We start from the raw sequence: 22,290 nt of genomic DNA, 5'->3' as shown, positions 1-22,290 counted from the left end.
TATCCACAGGCCGGAGTTATCCACAGGGGCGGGCGAATTCTCCGACGGGCCGTCAGCACCGTTCTACTGTCCTCGCCATGAGGACCATCACCACACCCCAAGCCCGTCGTCGCCTGACCACCGCAACCGCCCGAGCCCGCCTCGACCGGATCCTCCCGGCAGACCTGTCCACCGATCCCGGCCTCCTCGCACTCGACACCCCTTCAGACGGCGCGGACGGCGGGCTGCCGGAACCGGCGCACGATCTGGAGACCGTTCCGGCAGGGCTGTCGGAGCACGAGGACGGTGCCGACCGGGCTGTCGAACCACCCGGCGCAGCACGGGCGAACGCGCCAGTGCCGTCGAATCCCGACCCGCCGCCGGCCCTGTCGGCCCCGCGCCTCCTCGAGATGTACGGCGCGCCCGCGCACCCCAGGCGTACGACACCAGCCGTCACCCATGAATCCGTAGACCTCGGCCTTGCCGTCGACACCGCACCGGCCAGGAGGCGCAGTCGACCTGGTTCGCCGCCGGAACGAGATCCGCCCGGCGGCGTGCCGACCTCGAACGACGCTGCCCCGGACGATGCCGCCTCGCCGGAGCAGCCGGCCGTGCCCAACCTCCCCGGCGGCAGCAGGCCCGGCCCGCGGCTGGGCCTGGACCCTTCGCCATCCGAACCCCCGCCGACCCCGAACTCCGCCACCGTGTCTCACCCCGCCCCGCCGAAACTGCCCTTGCGGTTCCGCCTCCCTGGCGCGTTCGCCCTGGACCGCCGGGCCGTGCTCGGTCTGACCGTGCTGCTCGTTCTCGCCACCGGCTACGCCGTCCAGCACTTCTGGCTCGGCCGACCGCACCCCGTTGCCGTCCCGGCCATCGCCATCGCCGAATCCGTTTCCGACCGAACCACGGAGGGAGCCCCAGCACTTCAACCGGCCGGACCGTCCCTGGTCATCGACATCGGCGGGAAAGTCCAGCATCCCGGCCTACGAACCCTCCCCGCGGGTTCGAGGGTCGCCGATGCCCTGGCCGCCGCCGGCGGGCCGCTCCCCGACACCGACACCAGCTTCCTCAACCTCGCCCGGCCACTGACCGACGGGGAACAGATCCTCGTCGGGACCGACCCCCCTCCCGGCGTTGCGGCGACAGCCGGCCCCGCAGGCCCCGTGAGCCTCAACCGGGCCAACGCGGACCAGCTCGACTCACTCCCCGGCGTGGGCCCCGCCCTGGCCCAGCGCATCCTCCAGTACCGCCTCGCCCACGGCCCCTTCCAATCCCTCGACCAGCTCCGCCACGTTCCTGGCATCGGCCCGCGGAAGTACGAAGACCTCAAATCGCTCCTGACCCTCTGACCCACTGCTTCCGCCCAGCCCAGGCCACCGTCCCGAGAACGCGAAGGAGGCCCCGGCGCACCTGCCGCGCCACCACACCACACCGCACCGAACCGCCCGCCAGGCCGGGGAACCCGCCGCCTCCCGGTCGAGGAGTGAGGACCGGATCGCCGTCCCTGTCCGGTCTGCTCCCGCTCTCAAATCGCCAGGCAGCGCCAGCCTCCTGCTCCCCTGCGTGCGGGGCGGCCCGTCCCGTCCCGCCCGCGCTCTGTCCGGGCCCCGCCCCCTGCGGGCGAGGCCGCCGCACACCACTTCGCCGCCCAGCGGCCGACAACACCGCCTCCGTCCGCCGACAGGCGTCAACCACCGCTCTTGTGAAGGAGATCGCACCAGGAGAAGCGTCGCCATCACCTTGCGAACCATCCCGCCAACCGTTGCCGACTACCGCCGTGCCGAGGGGAGGAGCTTCGATGCCGGCCGCACCTGCCGCCGCCCACCAGCGCACCGACTACCGACTGCTCCTCCCGGCCTGCACCGCATGGGCAGTGACCTCCGCCGTTCTCGTTCTGGACCCGGGGCGACACCCCTCGCTGCTCATGGCCGCTCTGGCAGCCGCAGTTGCCTCCCTCGCCCTGCTCGCCACGAAAGGACCCCGCCGTTCGATCCACCGCCTGACCGCCGCAGTCCTGCTGACCGCCGCCACGGCAGCCACCACCACCGTCCTGCACACCGCGGACCTGCACCGTGGTCCGTTGCCCGCACTGGCCCACCCGGCCGCGCTGCCCGTCGCGGCCGGACAACGGGCCGATGGCGACGGACGGAGCGGGCCGGTGCAACCGAAGGAGGAGAAGCCTGCCAACCCTGAGATCACCGTCGAACTGACCGTCACGGGCGACCCGAAACAGCACGGCTCGCACACCCAGGGCAGTTCCCTGTCCAGACCGACCCTCACCGTCCCCGCCCTCGTCACCCGAGTCCGTACTTCCCCCCACCCCGGCAACGGCTCCCCGTCGACGCCCGTCGCCACCCGTACGCCCGTCACCCTGCTGATCCGCTCCCAGGAGGACTATCCATGGCGGCAGTTGATCCCCTCCACCGAGTTGGAACTACAAGCAGAAGTGCTGCCGGAGCGGCCACCGGCGGCCGGTGCGTCGGGAGGGCGGTCCCGGATCGACAGCGCGGCGCTGCTCGCCCCGCAGGGGCAGCCGCGCGTCGTCACCCCGCCGAACCTTCCGCAGCGGCTCGCGGCCCGCCTCCGCAAAGGGCTCCGGGACGCCTGCGACCACTTGCCGCCGGACACCCGAGGGCTGCTCCCCGGGCTGGTGGTGGGCGACGTGTCCCGGCTGCCCGAAGACCTGTCGGACGCGTTCCGGGCCACCGACCTCGGCCACCTGGTCGCGGTGAGCGGCGCCAACCTGGCGATCGTCCTGGCCGTCCTGGTCGGCGGTACCTCCAGCGAACCCGACGCCCCCGGCCGCGGCGGTCTGGCCGGACTGCTGGGCCTCTCGTTCCGCACCACGGCGCTGCTGGGGACCGTGCTGACGCTGGCGTTCGTCACCGTCTGCCGGCCCGACCCGAGCGTGCTCAGAGCCGCAGCCACCGGGCTGATCGGCCTGCTGGCACTCGCCACCGGCCGACCGCGAAGAGGCGTCCCCGCACTGGCCGGAGCGGTGCTGATCCTGATCCTGCTCGACCCGTACCTGGCCCGCTCGTACGGTTTCCTGCTCTCCACGTTGGCCACCGCCGGGCTACTGGTGCTCGGCCCGAGATGGACGGCGGCACTTCGGGCGCGTCGCTGGCCGCACCACCTGGCGTCGGCGGTCGGCGCCACCGCCGCAGCGCAGGCGTTCTGTTCGCCGGTCACCGTGCTGCTCGCGCCCCGGATCAGCCTGGTCGGGGTGCCGTGCAACCTGCTGGCCGAGATCGCGGTCGCCCCGGCCACCCTGCTCGGGTTCGGGGCCCTCGTGGTCGCGCCCCTCTCGAAGGGCGCCGCAGAGTTCCTGGCGGACCTCGCAGCGCTGCCAGTCGGATGGCTGGCCGCGGTCGCACGGCGCGGAGCGGAACTTCCGGGAGCCGAACTTGCCTGGCCCGCAGGTTCGTTCGGCGCGATCCTGCTGATCGTGGTCATCGTCTCGCTGGCCTGGGCGGTGCCGCCGCTGCTGGCCGGCCGCCGGTTCCGGCACCGGCGGACGAGGGTACTGGTGGCGCTCGCGGTCGCGCTGCTGCTGCCAGTGGTGTTGCTGCGCCCGCCCTCCGTCGTCCGGCTGGCAACCGGATGGCCCGCCTCGGGCTGGCGGTTGGCGATGTGCGACATCGGGCAGGGCGACATGACGGTTCTGCCCGTCGGGCCGGGCAGCGCCGTGGTGGTGGACGCCGGGCCCGATCCCAAGACGGCCGACGCCTGCCTGCGGGGGCTCGGCGTCACCAGAGTCCCGCTGCTGCTGCTCACCCACTTCCACGCCGACCACGCGGAAGGCATCCCCGGCGTGCTGCGCGGCCGGTCGGTCGGGGCGATCGAGGTGACCACCTCGGAGGAGTCGAACGGCGAACGTCCCCGGGTGCTCCGCTGGGCGGCTGCCGCCGGCATTCCGGTGGTGCACGCGCAGCGGGGCGAACGCCGCACTGCCGGAGCCGAACTCACCTGGGAGGTCCTGTGGCCCACTTCGCCCCTGCCCGCCGAGGCCGAGGGGCCGAACAACTCCAGCATCGCGGTCCTCGCCGAACTCGGCCCGCCAGCAGCCCCGTTGCGCGTCGCCCTGCTCGGAGACCTGGAACCCCCGGCCCAGGCCGCAGTGCTGGCACTCGGGCTACCGCCCTCGTCTTCGGCGGCGGTTCGTGGATCCGGAGATGAGATGTCAACTTCCATGGATGGAAAGGGTGGTGGGGGTGTGGGCTCTGCGAGGGCGGGCGGGGGTGCCGATCGGGGTGTGGTGCGGAGCGGACCCGGGCCGCCGGGGGTGGGGAGGGTGGACGTCCTCAAGGTGGCGCACCACGGATCGGCGAACCAGGACTGGTCGCTGATGGCCGCGCTCCGTCCGCGGCTGGCTCTGATCTCCTGCGGCGCCGGCAACTCGTACGGGCATCCGGCGCCCCAGACCGTGGCGGGGCTGAAGGCGCTCGGTGCGACGGTGGTCCGGACCGACCGTTCCGGGGACATCGCGGTGCTGGGCGACGCGCAGTCCCTGGCCGTGGCGACCCACCTGCACCAGGGCCGGGGTTGACCGGTGCGCAGCCGGAAAGCGGTCCGGAACGCAAACGCCCGCCCGATCGGGTGCGGAACCTCGTTCGGGCGGGGCCAGGAGTGAGGAGGGAAGGGCTCGGTGGGCGGGGCGGAGGAGTGTCAGCCCTGCTCCCGCCACCCGTCCTGCTCGGCGACGAGCTGGTCGAGTGCGGTCAGCAGTTGGGGGGTCCAGCCGTCCTCCTCGGGGGCCTCGACCACCACCAACCACTGGGCGTCCTCGGCGTCGTCCTCCCCGGCGAGGGAGTCCCGGACCACCTCGACGTCGCCCAGTTCGGGCCAGCGCGCGCTCAACTCCTCAGCGACCTCCTCCGCCGCATCGCGGTCGGGGAGGACGAGCAACTGACGGTCATTGTTCTCGATCACGTCGTCATTGTCCTCGGCCCCGCAGCCCGCCCGGCACCGCCCCCGCTTCCCCGGTGGGCGGCGCGCGAAGGGCTGAGGGAAAGGGTGCGGGGAGGTAAGGAAGAGAGGTGTCCGGTGAGGTGCGGGACGGGGATGTGGAGTGAGGGGCTGTCGGCGCGGCATGCGATCCTGGTAGGCGATGGCCAGGAAGAGTGCACCCGACGACCTGCTCGCCCCGCTGACCGTTGCGGTCGGCCAGGAAGAGCTGCTGCTGGACCGCGCGGTGGCCGAGGTGGTGGCGGCGGCACGGGCGGCGGACCCGGAGACGGACGTCCGGGACCTCGCGCCGGGCGGGTTGCAGCCGGGGCAGTTGGCGGAGCTCACCACGCCCTCGCTCTTCGCGGAGCGGAAGGTCATCGTGGTCAGGGCCGCGCAGGACCTTTCGGCCGACTCGGTCAAGGAGGTCAAGGCCTACTTGGAGTCGCCCGCCGAAGAAGTGATCATGGTGCTGGTGCACGCGGGCGGCGCCAAAGGCAAGGGCCTGCTGGACGCGGCGAAGAAGGCGGGTGCCCGGGAGGTCGCCTGTGCGAAGCTCACCAAGGCGAACGAGAAACTGGCCTTCATCCGCAACGAGTTCCGCACCCTGGGGCGGGCGGCCAGCCCCGAGGCCTGCCAGGCGCTGCTGGACTCCCTGGGCAGCGACCTGCGGGAACTGTCGGCCGCGTGCAGCCAGTTGACCGCCGACGTCGAGGGCCCGATCGACGAGACGGCGGTCGCCAAGTACTACAGTGGCCGTGCCGAGGCGACCGGTTTCGAGGTGGCCGACCTCGCGGTGACCGGCCGGGCCGCCGAAGCCCTGGAGCGGCTGCGCTGGGCCCTGGCGGTCGGTCAGCCGCCGACCGGCATCACCTACGCCCTCGCCTCCGGCGTCCGCAGCATCGGCCGGCTCGCCTCCGCGGGCCGCAACCTGCGACCCGGCGACCTGGCACGCGAACTGGGCATGCCGCCGTGGAAGGTCGACCGGGTGCGCCAGCAGATGCGCGGCTGGACGGGCGACGGCGTGGCCGCCGCGCTGACCGCCGTCGCCCAGGCCGATGCCGCGGTGAAGGGCGGGTCCGACGACCCCGCGTACGCGCTGGAACGCGCCGTCGTCGCGGTCGCCCGGGCCTCCCGGGCCGGGTCCCGCTCCTACTAGCACCTAGCAATTAGCGCCAGGGTGAGCAGCAAGGCTTCACGCGGGGGCTCTGCCGCTGGATCTTGGCGGAGGCGGAGGTGGAGGCGGGCAGTCCCCCGGTTCCGGAAGGGGTCCCGTTTCGGGAGGGAGCGGGCGGTCCTCTCGTGCGTCGGGCGGGCCGGTTCCGCGCCCGTACCGGGCTGACGCCCGTCGCCCGTTCACCCGGCTCCGGAGCGGGAGCCGGAGGAGGGGGCTGGAACGCCGACTGCCCGCCCGGGAGGCCCGGGCGGGCAGTGGAGGGTGCGGGCCCGTGGACGGGCGCTCGCACTGTGAAGCTGGTGTACCGCACCCGCGTGGCGAACGCAGGCCGCGTGCGGTACGGGTCGTGCGGCTCGTCGGGATCCGGGTAGAGGGCCGGATTGCCGGGAGCGGGTGGTCGGCGGGGCGGGTAGAGGGCCGCGGGTCCGTGTCGACCGGGGTGGTGCCGGGAGGCACCGGGGTACGGCGGGCCGTACCGGGGAAGCCGGATCAGGCAGCGGCGTTGACGCGCTTGGTGATCGCGGACTTCTTGTTGGCGGCCTGGTTCTTGTGGATGACGCCCTTGCTCACGGCCTTGTCGAGGGCCTTGGAGGCGGCGCGGGCCAGCTCGGTGGCCTTCTCGGACTCACCGGCGGCAGCGGCCTCGCGGGCCTTGCGCAGGGCGGTCTTCAGCGAGGACTTGACGGCCTTGTTGCGCAGGCGCGCCTTCTCGTTGGTCTTGTTGCGCTTGATCTGGGACTTGATGTTCGCCACGAAAGAGCCTCAGTCTGTGTGAATCGTTGCTACGACGGGTCGCACCCCGGTTGCCGCTCGGGCAGCTGAGAGGGCATGCCGAGGGCGGAGTGCAGCGGCCCACGCTACCAGGGGCGCCCCGGCCCGCCCAAACCGGACCGCCGGGCCCTGCCGCGGGCCCTGTCGCGGGCCTGGGGGCGGGCCCGGTCGCCGGCCCGGCGGCCGACGGGCCGTCAGGCGGTGAGCAGCGGCTCGCCGTAGTGCTCGACGGCCGGGAACGGGTCGTAGGAGCGGTGCAGCAGTTCGCGCCAGCGCGCGTACTCGGGGGAGCGGCGGAAGCCCTCGGTGTGGTCCTCCAGGGTGTCCCAGCCGACCTGGAGCAGGAAGCGCGAGGTGCGCCCCCCGTCCAAGCAGCGGCGCAGTTCGAGAGAGCGGAAGCCGTGCTGGGCGGCGATCAGCGGGCGGGCCTCGGCGAAGGCGGCGAGGAAGTCCTGCTCCTGGCCGGGGCGGACGTCGAGCAGGGCGCTTTCCAAGATCATGCGGCGATCGTCCCGCACACCCGCTCGGGCGGGAAGGCCCGAGGGTCGTTCGGCATGGGAGGATGGGCGGAACCATTATTGATCGGATCAGAAATCGGACCAAGGTGCCCGCGACCCCCAGCAACGTGCCAGAGCCCAGCCGTACTGACCCGGCGGTGATTCGCAACTTCTGCATCATCGCCCACATCGACCACGGCAAGTCGACGCTCGCCGACCGGATGCTGCAGATCACCGGCGTGGTGGACCCCCGGCAGATGCGCGCCCAGTACCTCGACCGGATGGACATCGAGCGCGAGCGCGGCATCACCATCAAGTCCCAGGCCGTCCGCCTCCCGTGGGCGCCGCGGTCCGGTGAGCACGCGGGCACGACGCACATCCTCAACATGATCGACACCCCCGGCCACGTGGACTTCACGTACGAGGTGTCCCGCTCCCTCGCGGCCTGCGAGGGAACCATCCTGGTCGTCGACGCCGCCCAGGGCATCGAGGCGCAGACCCTCGCCAACCTGTACCTGGCGCTGGAGAACGACCTCACGATCATCCCGGTGCTCAACAAGATCGACCTGCCGGCCGCCCAGCCGGAGAAGTACGCCGCCGAGATCGCGCACATCATCGGCTGCGACCCGAACGACGTGCTGAAGGTCTCCGCCAAGACCGGCCTCGGCGTCGAGGACCTGCTCGACCACGTGGTCGAGAAGATCCCGGCCCCGGTCGGCCGCAAGGACGCCCCGGCCCGCGCGATGATCTTCGACTCGGTGTACGACGCCTACCGCGGCGTGGTCACCTACGTGCGAGTGGTGGACGGCCAGCTCACCAAGCGCGAGCGGATCGCCATGATGTCCACCGGCGCGACCCACGAGCTGCTGGAGATCGGCGTCATCTCGCCGGAGCCGAAGGTCGCCGACGGCCTCGGCGTCGGCGAGGTGGGCTACATCATCACCGGTGTGAAGGACGTCCGGCAGTCCAAGGTCGGCGACACCATCACCTCGCAGAACAAGGGCGCCACCGAGGCCCTCGGCGGCTACAAGGACCCGCGCCCGATGGTGTTCTCCGGCCTCTACCCGCTGGACGGCTCGGACTACCCGCTGCTCCGCGACGCCCTGGACAAGCTGCGGCTGAACGACGCGGCGCTGGTCTACGAGCCGGAGACCTCGGTTGCGCTCGGCTTCGGCTACCGCTGCGGCTTCCTCGGCCTGCTGCACCTGGAGATCATTCGGGAGCGCCTGGAGCGCGAGTTCAACCTCGACCTGATCTCCACCGCCCCGAACGTGATCTACCGGGTGATCATGGAGGACGGCACCGAGCACACCGTCACCAACCCGAGCGAGTTCCCCACCGGCAAGATCGCCGAGGTGTACGAGCCGGTGGTGCGCGGCACCATCCTCGCCCCGAACGAGTTCGTCGGCGCGATCATGGAGCTCTGCCAGTCCCGCCGCGGCACCCTCCAGGGCATGGACTACCTCTCCGAGGACCGGGTCGAGCTGCGCTACACCCTCCCGCTGGCCGAGATCGTCTTCGACTTCTTCGACCAGCTGAAGTCCAAGACCCGCGGCTACGCCTCGCTCGACTACGAGCCCATCGGCGAGCAGTCCGCCAACCTGGTCAAGGTCGACATCCTGCTGCACGGCGACGCGGTGGACGCGTTCTCCGCGATCGTGCACAAGGACAAGGCCTACAACTACGGCGTGATGATGGCCGGCAAGCTGCAGAAGCTGATCCCGCGCCAGCAGTTCGAGGTGCCGATCCAGGCCGCGATCGGCTCCCGGGTGATCGCCCGCGAGACGGTCCGGGCGATCCGCAAGGACGTCCTCGCCAAGTGCTACGGCGGTGACATCTCGCGCAAGCGCAAGCTGCTGGAGAAGCAGAAGGAAGGCAAGAAGCGGATGAAGATGGTCGGCCGGGTGGAGGTCCCGCAGGAGGCCTTCATCGCCGCGCTGTCGACGGACGCGGAGGCCCCGAAGGAGAAGAAGTAGCTCCGGAGCGGTCCACGCCGGCGGGCCGGCACCCCTGACGAGGGGGTGCCGGCCCGCCGCCGTCCGACAGCGACGGACTCGGCGCAGTGACGGACGGCGGCGCAGCGACGGACCCGGCGCAGTGACGGCACTCGGCCCGCCGCCGGCGGTCAGCGCAGCGACAGCGGCAGGCCCTTGACGATGCCCGCCTTGACCAGCCGGCCGGCCGGGCCGGTCAGCACCCGGGGCCGCATCGAGTCGTCGCCGTGGATCAGCTGCACCAGCGCCTCGCCGCGCCCCAGGCTCAGGCACTGGGTGACGTAGCGGAACGAGAACGGCTTGCCGGTGCGGCCGGTGAGCAGCTTCGCCAGGTAGCGGCCCTGCGGCATGGCGGTGGCGCAGGCCATCCGGAGTTCGCCGGTGCCGGGCAGGTCGACGGCGGCGGCGTCGCCGATCACGTACACGTCGGGGTGCGAGAGCGAGCGCAGGTGGTCGTCCACCAGGGCGCGGCCGCGGGCGTTGACGGCCAGGCCGGACTCGGCGGCCAGCGGGTGCGGCTCCAGCGAGGCGGCCCACACCACCACCTGCGCCGGGACGTCCCCGTCCGGGCAGGTCAGTCCGTCCGCGGTGACGGCGGTGACCCGGTGCTCCTCGTAGACCCGCACCCCGAGGCGGCCGAGCACCGCCAGGACGTGCGCCCGGCCGCGTGCCGACAGCCAGCCGCCGACCCGGCCGGCGGCGACCAGCCGGACCTGCCAGGCCGGGTACGCCTCGGCCAGTTCGGTGGCCAGTTCGATGCCGGTCGGGCCGCCGCCGACCACCGCGACGGTGCCGGGCGCGGGGGCCCCGGCGAGGCGGCGGCGCAGCTCCTTGGCGCGCTCCGCCGAGTACGCGTGCTCGGCGGCCCCCGGGACGCCGCCCCAGGCGGTGCGGCTGCCGAGCGCGTACACCAGGGTGTCGTAGGCCAGCCGCCCGCCGTCCTCGGTGCGCACCTCGCGGGCGTCCAGGTCGATCCCGACGGCCCGGGTGGCCCGGTGGGCGACCCGGCGGCCGCGCAGCACGCGGGCGATCTCGGGGCGGGCCACCGTCCGGCCCGCGGCGATCTCGTGCTGCCGGACGCGGTGGGCGAAGCGCTGCTCGGGGGCGACCAGGGTGACCCGGTCCGGCCCGCGGCCGATCCCGGCGGCGGCGGACAGCCCCGCGTAGCCCGCGCCGATCACCACGATGTGCTTGCCGGTCATCTCGTCCTCCTCCGTGACCCCGCCGGTGGCGGTTCTGGAAGGGGGACGGGGCAGCCCGGACGGGTGTGACCGTGAGCCGGGTCACACCGCAGCCGGCCGGGTCACTCCGCCGCGAGGTGCCCCAGCTTCTCCGGGTTGACCATCACGTACGCGGCGGTGATCCGGCCGTTCGCGACGGTGAACGCCATCACGCAGCCGACCGTGCCGGGCGCCGCGTACCAGAGCGCGCCGGTCTCGCCGTTGACCGTGGCCGGCAGCAGCGGGTGCTCCGGGTCGACCACGCGGGTGGTGAGCTTGCGCAGCAGCCGGGCCACCCGGAGCGCGCCGAACACCGGGCGGCGCACCGCGTTGACGATGCCGCCGCCGTCGGCGTGCCAGGCCACCTCGGGGTCGAGCAGTTCCATCAGCGCGGCCAGGTCGCCGCCGGTGGCCGCGGCGATGAACGCCGTCACCACCCGGTGGTGCTCGGCCGGGTCGACCGGCCCGTGCCGACCGCCGTCGCGGACCCGGCGGCGGGCCCGGGAGGCGAGCTTGCGGGCGGCCTCGGGGGAGCGGTCCAGGGCCGGGGCGATCTCGTCGAAGCCGACCGCGAACACGTCGTGCAGCACGAACGCCGCCCGCTCGGCCGGGGTCAGCTGCTCCATCACCGCCAGCATCGCCACCGACACCGCCTCGCCCAGCTCGGCCTGTTCGGCGGGGGAGTCCGCGGCGGTGAGCACCGGTTCCGGCAGCCACTCGCCGACGTACGCCTCCCGGCGGGCCCGGGCCGAGCCCAGCTGGTCGTAGCAGAGCCGGGTGACCACCGTGGTCAGGTACGCGCGCGGGTCGGCGACCGTCGAGCGGTCGGCGGACTGCCAGCGCAGCCAGGCGTCCTGGAGCACGTCCTCGGCGTCCGTGACCGAGCCCAGCAGCCGGTAGGCCACCGCGCCCAGGTAGCGGCGCTCGGTCTGGAAGGCGTCCACCGGCCCGGCGGGTCCGGGGCCGGGACGGCGGGTGAGGGCGGGAGTCGGATCGGCCACCCGCCCACGGTAGCGCGCCGCACGGGGGCCGCCGCGTCCGGTACGTGACCCGGCGTCAGCGGACGGGAAACGCCGGGGGAGGCCCGCCCCGTGGCGGACCTCCCCCGGCGCGGCGGGCGGTGCGGGGTCAGTCGACCTCGGCCACCGCCTGGGCGAACTGGGCCTGGTAGAGGCGCGCGTAGGCGCCGTCCGCGGCGATCAGCTCGTCGTGGGTGCCCTGTTCGACGATCGAGCCGTTCTCCATCACCAGGATCACGTCGGCGTCCCGGATGGTGGAGAGCCGGTGGGCGATCACGAAGCTGGTGCGGCCGGTGCGCAGTTCGGCCATGGCGCGCTGGATCAGCACCTCGGTGCGGGTGTCGACGGAGCTGGTGGCCTCGTCGAGGACCAGGATCGAGGGCTGGGCGAGGAAGGCCCGGGCGATGGTGATCAGCTGCTTCTCGCCCGCGCTGACGCCGGTGCCCTCGTCGTCCAGGACGGTGTCGTAGCCCTCGGGCAGGGTCCGCACGAAGCGGTCGACGTGGGCGGCCCTCGCGGCCGCCACCACCTGCTCGCGGGTGGCGCTCTCCGCGCCGTAGGCGATGTTCTCGGCGATGGTGCCGCCGAACAGCCAGGTGTCCTGGAGCACCATGCCGATGCCGGAGCGCAGTTCCTCGCGGGACATCGCGGCGATGTCCACCCCGTCCAGGGTGATCCGGCCGCCGCTGACCTCGTAGAACCGCATCAGCAGGTTGACCATGGTGGTCTTGCCGGCGCCGGTCGGACCGACGATGGCCACCGTGTGGCCGGGCTCGACCTTCAGGGACAGCCCGTCGATGAGCGGCTTGTCGGGGTCGTAGCGGAAGGAGACGTCCTCGAACGCGACCCGGCCGCGGACCTCGGCGGGGTGCTCGGGGTGCTGCGGCTCGGGGGACTGCTCCTCGGCGTCCAGCAGTTCGAAGACCCGCTCGGCGGAGGCGACGCCGGACTGCACCAGGTTGGCCATCGAGGCGACCTGGCTGAGCGGCTGGCTGAACTGCCGGGAGTACTGGATGAACGCCTGCACGTCGCCGATGGACAGCGCGCCGGAGGCCACCCGCAGGCCGCCGACCACCGCGACCAGCACGTAGTTGATGTTGCCGACCAGCATCATCGCGGGCTGGATGATGCCCGAGATGAACTGCGCCCGGAAGGACGCCTCGTAGAGCGCCTGGTTCTCCTTGTCGAAGAGCTCCGCGGCCTCCTGCTGGCGGCCGAAGACCTTCACCAGGCTGTGCCCGGTGAACATCTCCTCGATGTGCGCGTTGAGCTTGCCGGTGGAGCCCCACTGCTTGATGAACTGCGGCTGGGCGCGCTTGCCGACCTTGGTGGCGACCACCACCGAGACCGGCACCGAGATCAGCGCGATCACCGCCAGCAGCGGCGAGATCCAGAACATCATCGCCAGCACGCCGACGATGGTGAGCAGCGAGTTCACCACCTGGCCCATGGTCTGCTGCATGGACTGGTTGATGTTGTCGATGTCGTTGGTGACCCGGCTGAGCACCTCGCCGCGCGGCTGGCGGTCGAAGTAGCTGAGCGGCAGCCGGGACAGCTTCGCCTCGACCTCCTCGCGCAGCCGGAACACCGTCCGGTTGATCGCCAGCGCGGCCAGCCGGCCCTGGAGGATGCCGAACAGGACGGCCACCAGGTAGATGCCCAGCACCCAGAGCAGGATGCCGCCGATGGCGCCGAAGTCCATGCCCCGGCCGGGCGTGAAGTCGATCGAGGAGAGCAGGTCGGCGATGTTGCCCTCGCCCTTGGCGCGCAGCCCGTCCAGGACGGCCTGCTTGCTGGGGGCGCCCGCGAAGCGCGGACCGGTGGCCCCGGCGACGATCAGGTCGGTGGCCTTGCCGAGCACCCGGGGGCCGGCCACCGCGCAGCCGACGGAGAGCGCGCCCAGGCCGAGCACGGTGAGCAGCAGCTTGCGCTCGGGGCCGAGCAGGCCGAGCAGGCGCTTGGCGGAGCCGCCGAAGTCCTTGGACTTCTCGGTGCCCTGCGCGCCCATGAACCGGCCCGGACCGCCGCCGCCGCGCCGGGCCGCCGCCTCCTGCGAACCGGACGGCTCGGGCGCCTCGGGCGCCTCGGCGGCCCCGTCGGCCGAGGCCGCGGCCGCGGACTTGGACAGGTCGGGCTTGTCGGGGGTGGTCACGCCGCCTCCTGCTCGGTGAGCTGGGAGAGCACGATCTCCCGGTACGTCGGATTGCCGGCCATCAGCTCCTGGTGGGTGCCGGTGCCGACGACGGCGCCCTCGTCGAGGACGATGATGCGGTCGGCGTCGCGGATGGTGGAGACCCGCTGGGCGACGATCACCACGGTGGCGTCCCCGGTCTCCCGGGAGAGCGCGGCGCGCAGCCGGGCGTCGGTGGCGTAGTCGAGGGCCGAGAAGGAGTCGTCGAACAGGTAGATCTCGGGCCGGCGGACCAGCGCGCGGGCGATCGCCAGGCGCTGGCGCTGGCCGCCGGAGACGTTGGTGCCGCCCTGGGCGATCGGGGCGTCCAGGCCCTCGGGGAACTTCTGCACGAAGTCCTTGGCCTGGGCGGTCTCCAGCGCCTGCCAGAGCTCCTCGTCGGTGGCCTCGGGCTTGCCGTAGCGCAGGTTGGAGGCGACGGTGCCGGAGAACAGGTACGGCTTCTGCGGGACCAGCCCGATGATCTCGGACAGCTTCCGCGGGTCGAGCTCGCGGACGTCCACGCCGTCGATCAGGACCTCGCCGCCGGTGGCGTCGAACAGCCGGGGGACCAGCCCGAGCAGGGTGGTCTTGCCGGAGCCGGTGGAGCCGATGACGGCGGTGGTCTCGCCGGGCCGGGCGGTCAGGTCGACGCCGCGCAGCACGGGCGCCTCGGCGCCGGGGTAGCGGAAGTCGACGCCGCGCAGCTCCAGGGTGCCGCGGGCGCGCAGCTCGGTGACCGGGTGCAGCGGCGGCACGACGCTGGACTCGGTGTCCAGCACCTCCTGGATGCGTTCGGCGCAGACCTCGGCGCGCGGCACCATCATGAACATGAAGGTGGCCATCATGACGCTCATCAGGATCTGCATCAGGTAGGTGAGGAACGCGGTGAGCGCGCCGATCTGCATCCCGCCGCTGTTGATGCGGTGCGCGCCGAACCAGAAGACCGCGACGCTGGAGACGTTCACGACGCCCATCACGATCGGGAACATCAGCGACATCAGCCGACCGACCCGCAGCGAGTAGTCGGCGAGCTCGCCGTTGGCGCCGGTGAAGCGCTGCTTCTCGTGGTCGTCCTTGACGAAGGCCCGGATGACCCGGATGCCGGTGATCTGCTCGCGCATGATCCGGTTGACCGCGTCGATCCGGGTCTGCATGCCGCGGAACTGCGGGCGCATCCTGGAGACCAGCACGGTGACCACCAGGCCCAGCGCGGGGACCACGGCGAGCAGCAGGCCGGACAGCGGCACGTCCTGGTTCAGCGCCATGACCACGCCGCCGACGCACATGATCGGCGCGGCGACCATCAGGGTGAAGGTCATCAGGGCCAGCATCTGGACCTGCTGGACGTCGTTGGTGGTGCGGGTGATCAGCGAGGGCGCGCCGAACTGGTTGAGCTCGCGGGCGGAGAAGTCCTGCACCCGGGAGAACACCGCGGAGCGGATGTCCCGGCCGATGGACATGGCGGTGCGCGCGCCGTAGTAGACCGCGCCGATCGAACAGGCGGCCTGGGCCAGCGACACGCCGACCATGACCGCGCCGACCCGGAGGATGTAGCCGGTGTCGCCCTTGAGCACGCCGCTGTCGATGATGTCCGCGTTCAGCGTCGGCAGGTAGAGCATGCCGATGGTGGACACCAGTTGGAGCAGCACCAGCAGGGTGATGTCCCTGGAATAGGGGCCCAGATGGGCACGTAGGAGTCTGAAAAGCACCGTGACACTCTCGTCTGCGAAGGGGATGAGCGCATCCCGATTTCGGGTACCTGTGGGAAAGCTTCACGTCCGGACGGGTCCTGCACTGCCGACCGGGGAGCGTGCCAGCCCGCGCCACCCCCTTACGGATCGGCTTTCCACCCCCTAGGCTGCTGGTGCCCTCTTGTTACTCACCGGTTAAGTCGGTGGCCGGCCGCCCCCACGGCCGGTGTCCGCCCACTCTCGGTCCACCCGCCCCCGGAGGTCCTCGTTGAGTTCCGCGCAGTCCATGATCGAGCGGCGTCCGCCCTCCGTGGCGCACCTTTTGCTCAGCAGGGTAAAGGCCACCCCGAACGGTGAGGCCTACCGGTACCCGGTTCCGGTGGACGAGCAGGCCGCGGACAGCACCCCCGGCGCCGAGCAGTGGCGCTCGCTGACCTGGGCGCAGGCCCACCGGCGGATCACCGCGGTGGCGGCCGGCCTGATGGCCCTGGGCATCCGGGCCGAGGACCGGGTGGCGATCGCCTCCGCCACCCGGATCGAGTGGATCCTCGCCGACCTCGGCAACATGTGCGCCGGCGCCGCCACCACCACCGTCTACCCGAGCACCAACGCCGACGAGACCGCGTTCATCCTGGCCAACTCCGGCAGCCGCGCGCTGTTCGCCGAGAACGAGGGCCAGCTGCGCAAGGCCGCCGAGCAGAAGGCCGCGCTGCCCGAGCTGGAGTGGGTGGTCCTGTTCGACGTCCCGGCCGGCGGCGCCCCGCAGGCCGACGGCCTGACCGTGCTCACCCTGGCCGAGCTGGAGGAGCGCGGCGCCGCGCACCTGGCCGAGCACCCCGACGCGGTGCAGAAGGCCGTCGACTCGCTCGACAAGGAGCAGCTCGCCACCCTGATCTACACCTCCGGCACCACCGGCCGCCCCAAGGGCGTGCGCCTGGTGCACGACTGCTGGGCGTACGAGGGCGTGGCGCAGGAGGAGAGCGGGCTGCTGCGCGCGGACGACGTGCAGTTCATGTGGCTGCCGCTGTCGCACGTGTTCGGCAAGACGCTGATCTCCGGCCAGATCGCCACCGGCCATGTGATGGCGGTGGACGGCCGGGTGGACCGGATCATCCACAACCTGCCGGTGATCCGCCCGACCCTGATGGCCTCCGCGCCACGGATCTTCGAGAAGGTCTACAACGGCATCGCGGGCAAGGCCCGGGCCGAGGGCGGCGCCAAGTACAAGATCTTCCTGTGGGCGGCCGGGGTGGCCCGCCAGTACGCGCAGACCGTCCAGGCCAGCAAGGTCGCCACCGGGCGGGAGAGCGCCCCGCTGGGCCTGCGGCTGCAGCACTCGCTGGCCGACAAGCTGGTGTACACCAAGATCCGGGCGGCGTTCGGCGGCCGGCTGCGCGGCGCGGTCTCCGGCAGCGCGGCCCTGGCGCCGGAGATCGGCTACTTCTTCAAGGGCGCGGGCGTCCCGGTGCTGGAGGGCTACGGCCTGACCGAGACCTCGGCCGGCTCCACCGTCAACCGGGCCGAGGACTTCCGGGTCGGCACCGTCGGCCTGCCGCTGCCCGGCACCGAGGTGCGGATCGCCGAGGACGGCGAGATCCTGCTGCGCGGCCCGGGCGTCATGCGCGGCTACCACGAGATGCCCGAGCAGACCGCCGAGGTGCTGGAGCCGGACGGCTGGTTCCACACCGGCGACATCGGCGAGCTCGGCGAGGGCGGCTACCTGCGGATCACCGACCGCAAGAAGGACATGTTCAAGACCTCCGGCGGCAAGTACGTCGCGCCCAGCGAGGTCGAGGGCAAGTTCAAGGCGATCTGCCCGTTCGTCAGCAACATCCTGGTGATCGGCAACGGCCGCAACTACTGCACCGCGCTGATCGGCCTGGACGAGGCGGTGATCATGCCGTGGGCCGCCGAGCACGGCCTGGCCGGCAAGCCGTACGCCGAGGTGGTCGCCGACCCGGCCACCGTCGAACTGATCGACGGCTTCGTCGAGCGCCTCAACGGCGAGCTGCAGCGCTGGCAGACGATCAAGAAGTTCGCGCTGCTCCCGCGCGACCTGGACATCGAGCACGGCGAACTCACCCCGAGCCTGAAGATCAAGCGCCCGGTGGTCGAGCGGACGTACGCCGACGAGGTCAGCGCGATGTACGCGGGCGCCAACGAGGCCTGAGCGGCCTCCGCCGCCCGGCCCGTCCGGTGCGGCCGTCGGACCCCTTTCGGGTTTCGCCGGCCGCTACCGGACAATGGGCGCATGCCCTCCGCACTCCCCGACGGCGAACCCGTGCCGTCCGACGGCTCGCTGCCCGCCCCCGCCCTGCACGGACTCGGCGCGCGGCCGTTCGGCTTCTACCTGCACGTGCCGTACTGCGCCAGCCGCTGCGGCTACTGCGACTTCAACACCTACACCGCCACCGAGCTGCGCTCCTCCGGCGCGGTCGCCTCGCAGGAGACCTACGCGGACAACGTGATCGCCGAGATCCGGCTGGCCCGCCGCGTCCTCGGCGACACCGAGCTGCCGGTCGGGACGGTCTTCCTCGGCGGCGGCACCCCCACCCTGCTGCCCGCCCGCGACCTGGTGCGGATGCTGGCCGCGCTGCGCGAGGAGTTCGGGCTCGCCCCCGGCGCCGAGGTCACCACCGAGGCCAACCCCGAGTCCGTCGACCCGGCGTACCTGGCCGAACTGCGCGAGGGCGGCTACAACCGGATCTCCTTCGGCATGCAGAGCGCCCGCCCGCACGTGCTCGCCCTGCTCGACCGCCACCACACCCCCGGCCGCCCCGAAGCCTGCGTCGCCGAGGCCCGCGCGGCCGGCTTCGAGCACGTCAACCTCGACCTGATCTACGGCACCCCCGGCGAGTCCGACCAGGACTGGCAGGCCTCGCTGGACGCCGCCATCGGCGCCGGACCGGACCACGTCTCCGCGTACTCGCTGATCGTCGAGGACGGCACCCGGCTGGCCGCCCGGGTCAAGCGCGGCGAACTGCCGATGATCGACGACGACGTGCACGCCGACCGCTACCTGATGGCCGATCAGGCGCTCGCCGCCGCCGGCTACCACTGGTACGAGGTCTCCAACTGGGCCACCACCCCCGAGGGCCGCTGCCGCCACAACGAGCTGTACTGGACCGGCGCCGACTGGTGGGGCGCCGGCCCCGGCGCGCACAGCCACGTCGGCGGCGTCCGCTGGTGGAACGCCAAGCACCCGGCCGCGTACGCCCAGGCGCTCGCCGAGGGCCGCACCCCCGCGCTCGGCCGCGAAGTGCTCGCCGACGAGGACCGCCGGGTCGAACGCATCCTGCTCGAACTGCGCCTCGCCGAGGGCTGCCCGCTGGACCTGCTCACCGCCGCCGGCCGCGCCGCCGCCGACCGGGCCCTCGCGGACGGCCTGCTGGAACCCGGACCGTACGCGGCCGGCCGGGCCGCGCTGACCCTGCGCGGGCGGCTGCTGGCGGACCGGGTGGTCCGCGACCTGGTCGACTGACGGCGGCGGCGGGCAAGGTACGGGGGCCGGGCACGGGGGCGGGCCGGGCGGTGCCGGGACGGGGTGAAACGGTCCGGCGCGCTGCGGCCAAGTACTCGGTGGAGGAACCGCACGGGGTTCCCCGACCGAGGAGGGACGCATGCGCACACCCCAGCGGCAGCGGCGCGCCGCGAGTCCCGAGGACCGCCCGCCGGAACTGACCGCACCGGACGGCTTCGGCGCGTTCTACCACCAGCACGTCGACGCGGTGCTCGGCTTCGTCACCCGCCGGGTCAGCGACCCGCACCTGGCCGCCGACCTGACCGCCGACATCTTCGTCGCCGCCCTGGAGGCCGCCGACGGCTACCGCCCCGAGCGCGGCAGCGCGATCGGCTGGCTGTACGGCATCGCCCGCCACACCATCGCCGGACACCGCCGGGGCGACGACCGCGAACGCCGCGCGCTCGGCCGCCTCCAGGGCCGCCGGCTGCTCGCCGAGGAGGACATCCTCGCCCTGGAGGAGCGGATCGACGCCGAGCGCGCCGTCCGCGACCTCGCGCAGCGGCACGCCGGGCTCAGCGCCCCGCTGCGCGAGGTGCTCGACCTGGTCGTCATGGACGGCCTGAGCACCGCCGAGGCCGCCCAGGCCCTCGGCATCTCCCAGGCCACCGTCCGGGTGCGGATGCACCGCGCCCGCCGCTGGCTGGGCGCCGGGCCCGAGGCCGCCCGCCCGGCCCCGGAGCCGCCGCTCCGCCGGGCCGCCAAGACCGAACCGATGCTCGAGGTGACCTCGTGACCAGCGCCGACCGCACCCCGTCCACCGCCGCCTTCGAGCGCAGGCTCGGCGAGGAACTGATCGCCATGGCCGCCGAGCGCACCGCTGAGCGCACGACCGAGCGCGCCGCGGGGAGCACCGCGGGGAGCACCGCGGGGAGCGCCGCCACCGTCCCCGCCCCGCACCGCGCGCGGCTGCGCCGCCCGCTGTCGGCCGCCCTCGCGGTCGGCGCGGCGGCCGTCGCCACCGCCGTGGTGCTGCCCGCCGTGCTCGGCGGTGGGCACGGCGGCAACGCGGCCTACGCGGTCACCGAGGAGTCCGACGGCACCTTCCTGCTCGAACTGCGCGACCCGACCGGGCTGTCCGACATGGTCGCCGAGCTACGGGGGCACGGCGTCAAGGCGGCCGGGCTCAAGCACGTGCAGGGCACCGCCGACGACCACTGCCCGGACGCCCCCGACCAGCCGTCGCGGGCCCCGGCCGCGGTCCGGAGCGAACCGGGCGACCACGCCGCGGAGCGGATCGACCCCAGCCGGATCCCGGCCGGTGCGACGGTGCTGCTGCGGTTCTGGTCCTACGACGCCGACTCGCCCGGGGCGTGGGTCTTCAACGCCACGGTGGTCGACACGGTGCCCGCCTGCCTGCCCGCGCTGCGGGGCACGGAGGTGAGCCGGCAGAGTCCCGTCCCGGTCCCGTCCGACGCACCCCCGTCGGGCGTCCCCTCCGGTGGGGCGACCCCGGTCCCGACCGCGCCCGTCCCCTCCGGCACCGGGATCCCGGCCCCGACCGGGATCCCGGCCCCGTCCGGCAGCCCGGGCGGCCGGATCCCGGGCTAGGTCCGGCGCGGCGGCTCAGGACCCGTCCGCGCCGGGCAGCGTGACGAAGTCGATCAACTCCTCGACCCGGCCGAGCAGTTCCGGCTCCAGGTCCTTCCAGCCGTCGACCGCGGCGAGGATCCGCCGCCAGGCCGCGGGGGTGTCCACCGGCCAGCCCAGCCGGCGGCACACCCCCTCCTTCCAGACCTCGCCGCGCGGCACCGCGGGCCAGGCGGGGATGCCCAGGGCGGACGGCTTGACGGCCTGCCAGACGTCCACGTACGGGTGGCCGACGACCAGCACGTGGTCGCCGGTCACCCGCTCGGCGATCCGGTGCTCCTTGGTGCCGGGCAGCAGGTGGTCGACCAGCACGCCCAGCCGGCGGCCGGGGCCGGGGGCGAAGGAGTCGACGATGGCGGGCAGGTCGTCCACGCCCTCCAGGTACTCCACCACCACGCCCTCGACCCGCAGGTCGTCGCCCCAGACCCGCTCGACCAGCTCGGCGTCGTGCCGGCCCTCGACGTAGATCCGCGACTCCCGCGCCACCCGGGCCCGGGCCCCCGGCACCGCGACCGACCCCGACGCGGTGCGCCCCGGCCCGCGCGGCGGCGCCGGAGCCGCGGCGACGGGCCGCACCAGCGTCACCACCCGCCCCTCCAGCAGGAACCCGCGCGGCACCAGCGGGAACACCCGGTGCTTGCCGAACCGGTCCTCCAACGTGACGGTGAACCCCTCCGCGGTCCGCTCGCAGCGCACCACCGCCCCGCAGAACCCGGTCGCCGCCTCCTCCACCACCAGGTCCCGCTCCGCCGCCACCTCCGGCGCCGCCTGCTGCCGCTTCCACGGCGGGGTCAGATCCGGCCCGTACTCCCTGCTCCGCATGGGCGGCAGTCTACGGAAGCCGACAGCCCGTCAACCCGCGTACGGCGCCGCCACCGCCAGCACCTCGGCGATCCGCCCGCCGACCGCCGCGCCGTGCGGCAGCGCCCGCACCTGCGGCGCGCCCCAGCGCGGGCGCACGCCGCGCACCGCCAGCAGGTGCACCACCCGCAGGGTGCGCAGGGTGTTGGAGACCTCGGCGGGCACCGGCCCGGGCTCCCCGGTGGCGAACACCTCGGCCACCGCGTCCAGCCAGCCGACCGCCTGGCGCTCCGTCAGCTCCGGCCGGGTCAGGGTCAGCGCGAGCGCGTGGCCGAGGCGGTCGTCCTCCATCGCGTCGAAGACGTGGCCGGTCGGGGCGAGCAGCCGGGCCGCGCCGAGCGCGGTCAGCGGCTCGGGGTCGACCTCCGGGTGCTGCCCGAACGCGGCGAGCAGGTCCGCGCCGTGCGCGACGGCGTGTAGCCAGCCCAGCTCGGGGTGGTGGCCGCGCAGGTCGGTCTCGGCCGGGTACCAGCGGGCGAAGGCGGCCGGCCACGCGGGCCGCAGGGTGCCGGTGCGCACGACGGCGGCCAGCACCAGCGGGGCGAACGTCCGCGCCTGGACCTCGGTGTCCTCGAAGCGGGCCGCCATCGCGTCGCCGAGCGCGAGCCGGCGCTCCTCCGGCAGCCCGGGCACCCAGCCGACCAGCCGGGGGTAGGCGCGCCCGTCGCGCTCCGCCGGGTCGGGCGAGCGCAGCGCCGCGCTGACGGCGGACAGTTCGGCGTCGGTGGGGTCGCGGTCGGCGAGGGCGGTCCAGTCGATCACGGTCGATCACCCTAGGCGCCCCGCCCGGTCGGTGCGTGGGATATTGCGGGGTGGGGACGGCGAACGGGGGATCGGTGCGTGGGCGGGGG

17 protein-coding genes are annotated in these 22,290 nt (G+C 73.4%); 8 read left to right on the top strand and 9 right to left on the bottom strand.

The genetic code is table 11. The features are described 5' to 3' along the window. Positions 1-77 precede the first annotated feature (77 nt). A complete protein-coding gene (locus IH44_RS45170) occupies positions 78-1,328 on the top strand; it encodes a ComEA family DNA-binding protein (RefSeq protein WP_232794827.1) in 1,251 nt (416 codons plus the stop codon). Between the two features lie 449 nt (positions 1,329-1,777). Continuing rightward, positions 1,778-4,528: a ComEC/Rec2 family competence protein gene (locus IH44_RS0105260; protein WP_051816569.1), complete on the top strand. Its 2,751-nt coding sequence runs from the start codon at positions 1,778-1,780 to the stop codon at positions 4,526-4,528. A 119-nt stretch (positions 4,529-4,647) separates the two neighbouring features. On the opposite strand, the gene IH44_RS0105255 is transcribed toward IH44_RS0105260, so the two are convergent. Then, on the bottom strand, positions 4,648-4,911 hold the full coding sequence (locus IH44_RS0105255) for a hypothetical protein (protein WP_030458214.1): 264 nt from the start codon (positions 4,909-4,911) through the stop codon (positions 4,648-4,650). A gap of 178 nt (positions 4,912-5,089) precedes the next feature. On the opposite strand from IH44_RS0105255, the gene holA reads away from it, so the two are divergent. Beyond that, entirely contained in the window at positions 5,090-6,085 is a 996-nt protein-coding gene (holA, locus tag IH44_RS0105250; protein WP_030458213.1) for a DNA polymerase III subunit delta, read from the top strand. Positions 6,086-6,592: 507 nt separating this feature from the next. Here holA and rpsT read toward each other — a convergent pair. After that, positions 6,593-6,856, bottom strand: a complete 264-nt coding sequence (gene rpsT, locus IH44_RS0105245) for a 30S ribosomal protein S20 (protein ID WP_030458212.1) — start codon at positions 6,854-6,856, stop codon at positions 6,593-6,595. A gap of 212 nt (positions 6,857-7,068) precedes the next feature. Then, positions 7,069-7,374, bottom strand: coding sequence for an antibiotic biosynthesis monooxygenase (locus IH44_RS0105240; RefSeq protein ID WP_030458211.1), 306 nt, complete (start codon positions 7,372-7,374; stop codon positions 7,069-7,071). 104 nt (positions 7,375-7,478) lie between these two features. On the opposite strand from IH44_RS0105240, the gene lepA reads away from it, so the two are divergent. Next, positions 7,479-9,347 carry a translation elongation factor 4 gene (gene lepA / locus IH44_RS0105235; protein WP_030458210.1) on the top strand — a complete coding sequence of 623 codons (1,869 nt, stop codon included), beginning with the start codon at positions 7,479-7,481 and terminating at the stop codon, positions 9,345-9,347. A 149-nt stretch (positions 9,348-9,496) separates the two neighbouring features. Here the strand turns inward: lepA and IH44_RS0105230 are convergent, their stop codons facing one another. The 4 genes from IH44_RS0105230 to IH44_RS0105215 form a co-directional block, all read right to left on the bottom strand. After that, positions 9,497-10,567, bottom strand: coding sequence for an NAD(P)/FAD-dependent oxidoreductase (locus tag IH44_RS0105230; RefSeq protein ID WP_030458209.1), 1,071 nt, complete (start codon positions 10,565-10,567; stop codon positions 9,497-9,499). Positions 10,568-10,668: 101 nt separating this feature from the next. Beyond that, positions 10,669-11,586, bottom strand: a complete 918-nt coding sequence (sigJ, locus tag IH44_RS0105225) for an RNA polymerase sigma factor SigJ (RefSeq protein ID WP_369794898.1) — start codon at positions 11,584-11,586, stop codon at positions 10,669-10,671. 127 nt (positions 11,587-11,713) lie between these two features. Further along, a complete protein-coding gene (locus IH44_RS0105220; RefSeq protein WP_030458207.1) occupies positions 11,714-13,612 on the bottom strand; it encodes an ABC transporter ATP-binding protein in 1,899 nt (632 codons plus the stop codon). A gap of 140 nt (positions 13,613-13,752) precedes the next feature. Then, on the bottom strand, positions 13,753-15,486 hold the full coding sequence (locus IH44_RS0105215; protein ID WP_081966732.1) for an ABC transporter ATP-binding protein: 1,734 nt from the start codon (positions 15,484-15,486) through the stop codon (positions 13,753-13,755). Positions 15,487-15,736: 250 nt separating this feature from the next. On the opposite strand from IH44_RS0105215, the gene IH44_RS0105210 reads away from it, so the two are divergent. The 4 genes from IH44_RS0105210 (at position 15,737) to IH44_RS0105195 (ending at position 20,539) form a co-directional block, all read left to right on the top strand. Next, positions 15,737-17,638: a long-chain fatty acid--CoA ligase gene (locus IH44_RS0105210; protein ID WP_030458205.1), complete on the top strand. Its 1,902-nt coding sequence runs from the start codon at positions 15,737-15,739 to the stop codon at positions 17,636-17,638. An 81-nt stretch (positions 17,639-17,719) separates the two neighbouring features. Beyond that, complete coding sequence (hemW, locus tag IH44_RS0105205) at positions 17,720-18,949, top strand: radical SAM family heme chaperone HemW (protein WP_030458204.1); 1,230 nt, start codon at positions 17,720-17,722, stop codon at positions 18,947-18,949. Between the two features lie 139 nt (positions 18,950-19,088). Then, the gene (locus IH44_RS0105200) at positions 19,089-19,724 is read left to right on the top strand and encodes an RNA polymerase sigma factor (RefSeq protein ID WP_051816568.1); all 636 of its coding nucleotides are present in this window, start codon (positions 19,089-19,091) and stop codon (positions 19,722-19,724) included. Next, a complete protein-coding gene (locus IH44_RS0105195) occupies positions 19,721-20,539 on the top strand; it encodes a hypothetical protein (RefSeq protein WP_030458202.1) in 819 nt (272 codons plus the stop codon). Before IH44_RS0105200 ends, IH44_RS0105195 begins: the two co-directional genes overlap by 4 nt. A 15-nt stretch (positions 20,540-20,554) precedes the next feature. On the opposite strand, the gene IH44_RS0105190 is transcribed toward IH44_RS0105195, so the two are convergent. Together IH44_RS0105190 and IH44_RS0105185 are read right to left on the bottom strand one after the other, a co-directional pair. Continuing rightward, positions 20,555-21,400: a DUF3097 domain-containing protein gene (locus IH44_RS0105190; protein ID WP_030458201.1), complete on the bottom strand. Its 846-nt coding sequence runs from the start codon at positions 21,398-21,400 to the stop codon at positions 20,555-20,557. A 30-nt stretch (positions 21,401-21,430) separates the two neighbouring features. Then, on the bottom strand, positions 21,431-22,201 hold the full coding sequence (locus IH44_RS0105185) for a DUF2785 domain-containing protein (RefSeq protein ID WP_030458200.1): 771 nt from the start codon (positions 22,199-22,201) through the stop codon (positions 21,431-21,433). Positions 22,202-22,290 lie beyond the last annotated feature (89 nt).

Origin of the sequence: Kitasatospora sp. NRRL B-11411, from assembly GCF_000721345.1 — a bacterium.
GTDB lineage: Bacteria > Actinomycetota > Actinomycetes > Streptomycetales > Streptomycetaceae > Kitasatospora > Kitasatospora cineracea.
The sequence above is the reverse complement of the archived record's forward strand: the minus strand, read 5'-3'. Positions and strand labels throughout refer to the sequence as shown.

Coding starts and splice junctions, on each gene's coding strand:
- IH44_RS45170 (WP_232794827.1), top strand. CDS start 78: ATGAGGACCATCACCACACCCCAAGCCCGTCGTCGCCTGACCACCGCA.
- IH44_RS0105260 (WP_051816569.1), top strand. CDS start 1,778: ATGCCGGCCGCACCTGCCGCCGCCCACCAGCGCACCGACTACCGACTG.
- holA (WP_030458213.1), top strand. CDS start 5,090: ATGGCCAGGAAGAGTGCACCCGACGACCTGCTCGCCCCGCTGACCGTT.
- IH44_RS0105240 (WP_030458211.1), bottom strand. CDS start 7,374: ATGATCTTGGAAAGCGCCCTGCTCGACGTCCGCCCCGGCCAGGAGCAG.
- IH44_RS0105230 (WP_030458209.1), bottom strand. CDS start 10,567: ATGACCGGCAAGCACATCGTGGTGATCGGCGCGGGCTACGCGGGGCTG.
- IH44_RS0105220 (WP_030458207.1), bottom strand. CDS start 13,612: ATGGGCGCGCAGGGCACCGAGAAGTCCAAGGACTTCGGCGGCTCCGCC.
- hemW (WP_030458204.1), top strand. CDS start 17,720: ATGCCCTCCGCACTCCCCGACGGCGAACCCGTGCCGTCCGACGGCTCG.
- IH44_RS0105200 (WP_051816568.1), top strand. CDS start 19,089: ATGCGCACACCCCAGCGGCAGCGGCGCGCCGCGAGTCCCGAGGACCGC.
- IH44_RS0105190 (WP_030458201.1), bottom strand. CDS start 21,400: ATGCGGAGCAGGGAGTACGGGCCGGATCTGACCCCGCCGTGGAAGCGG.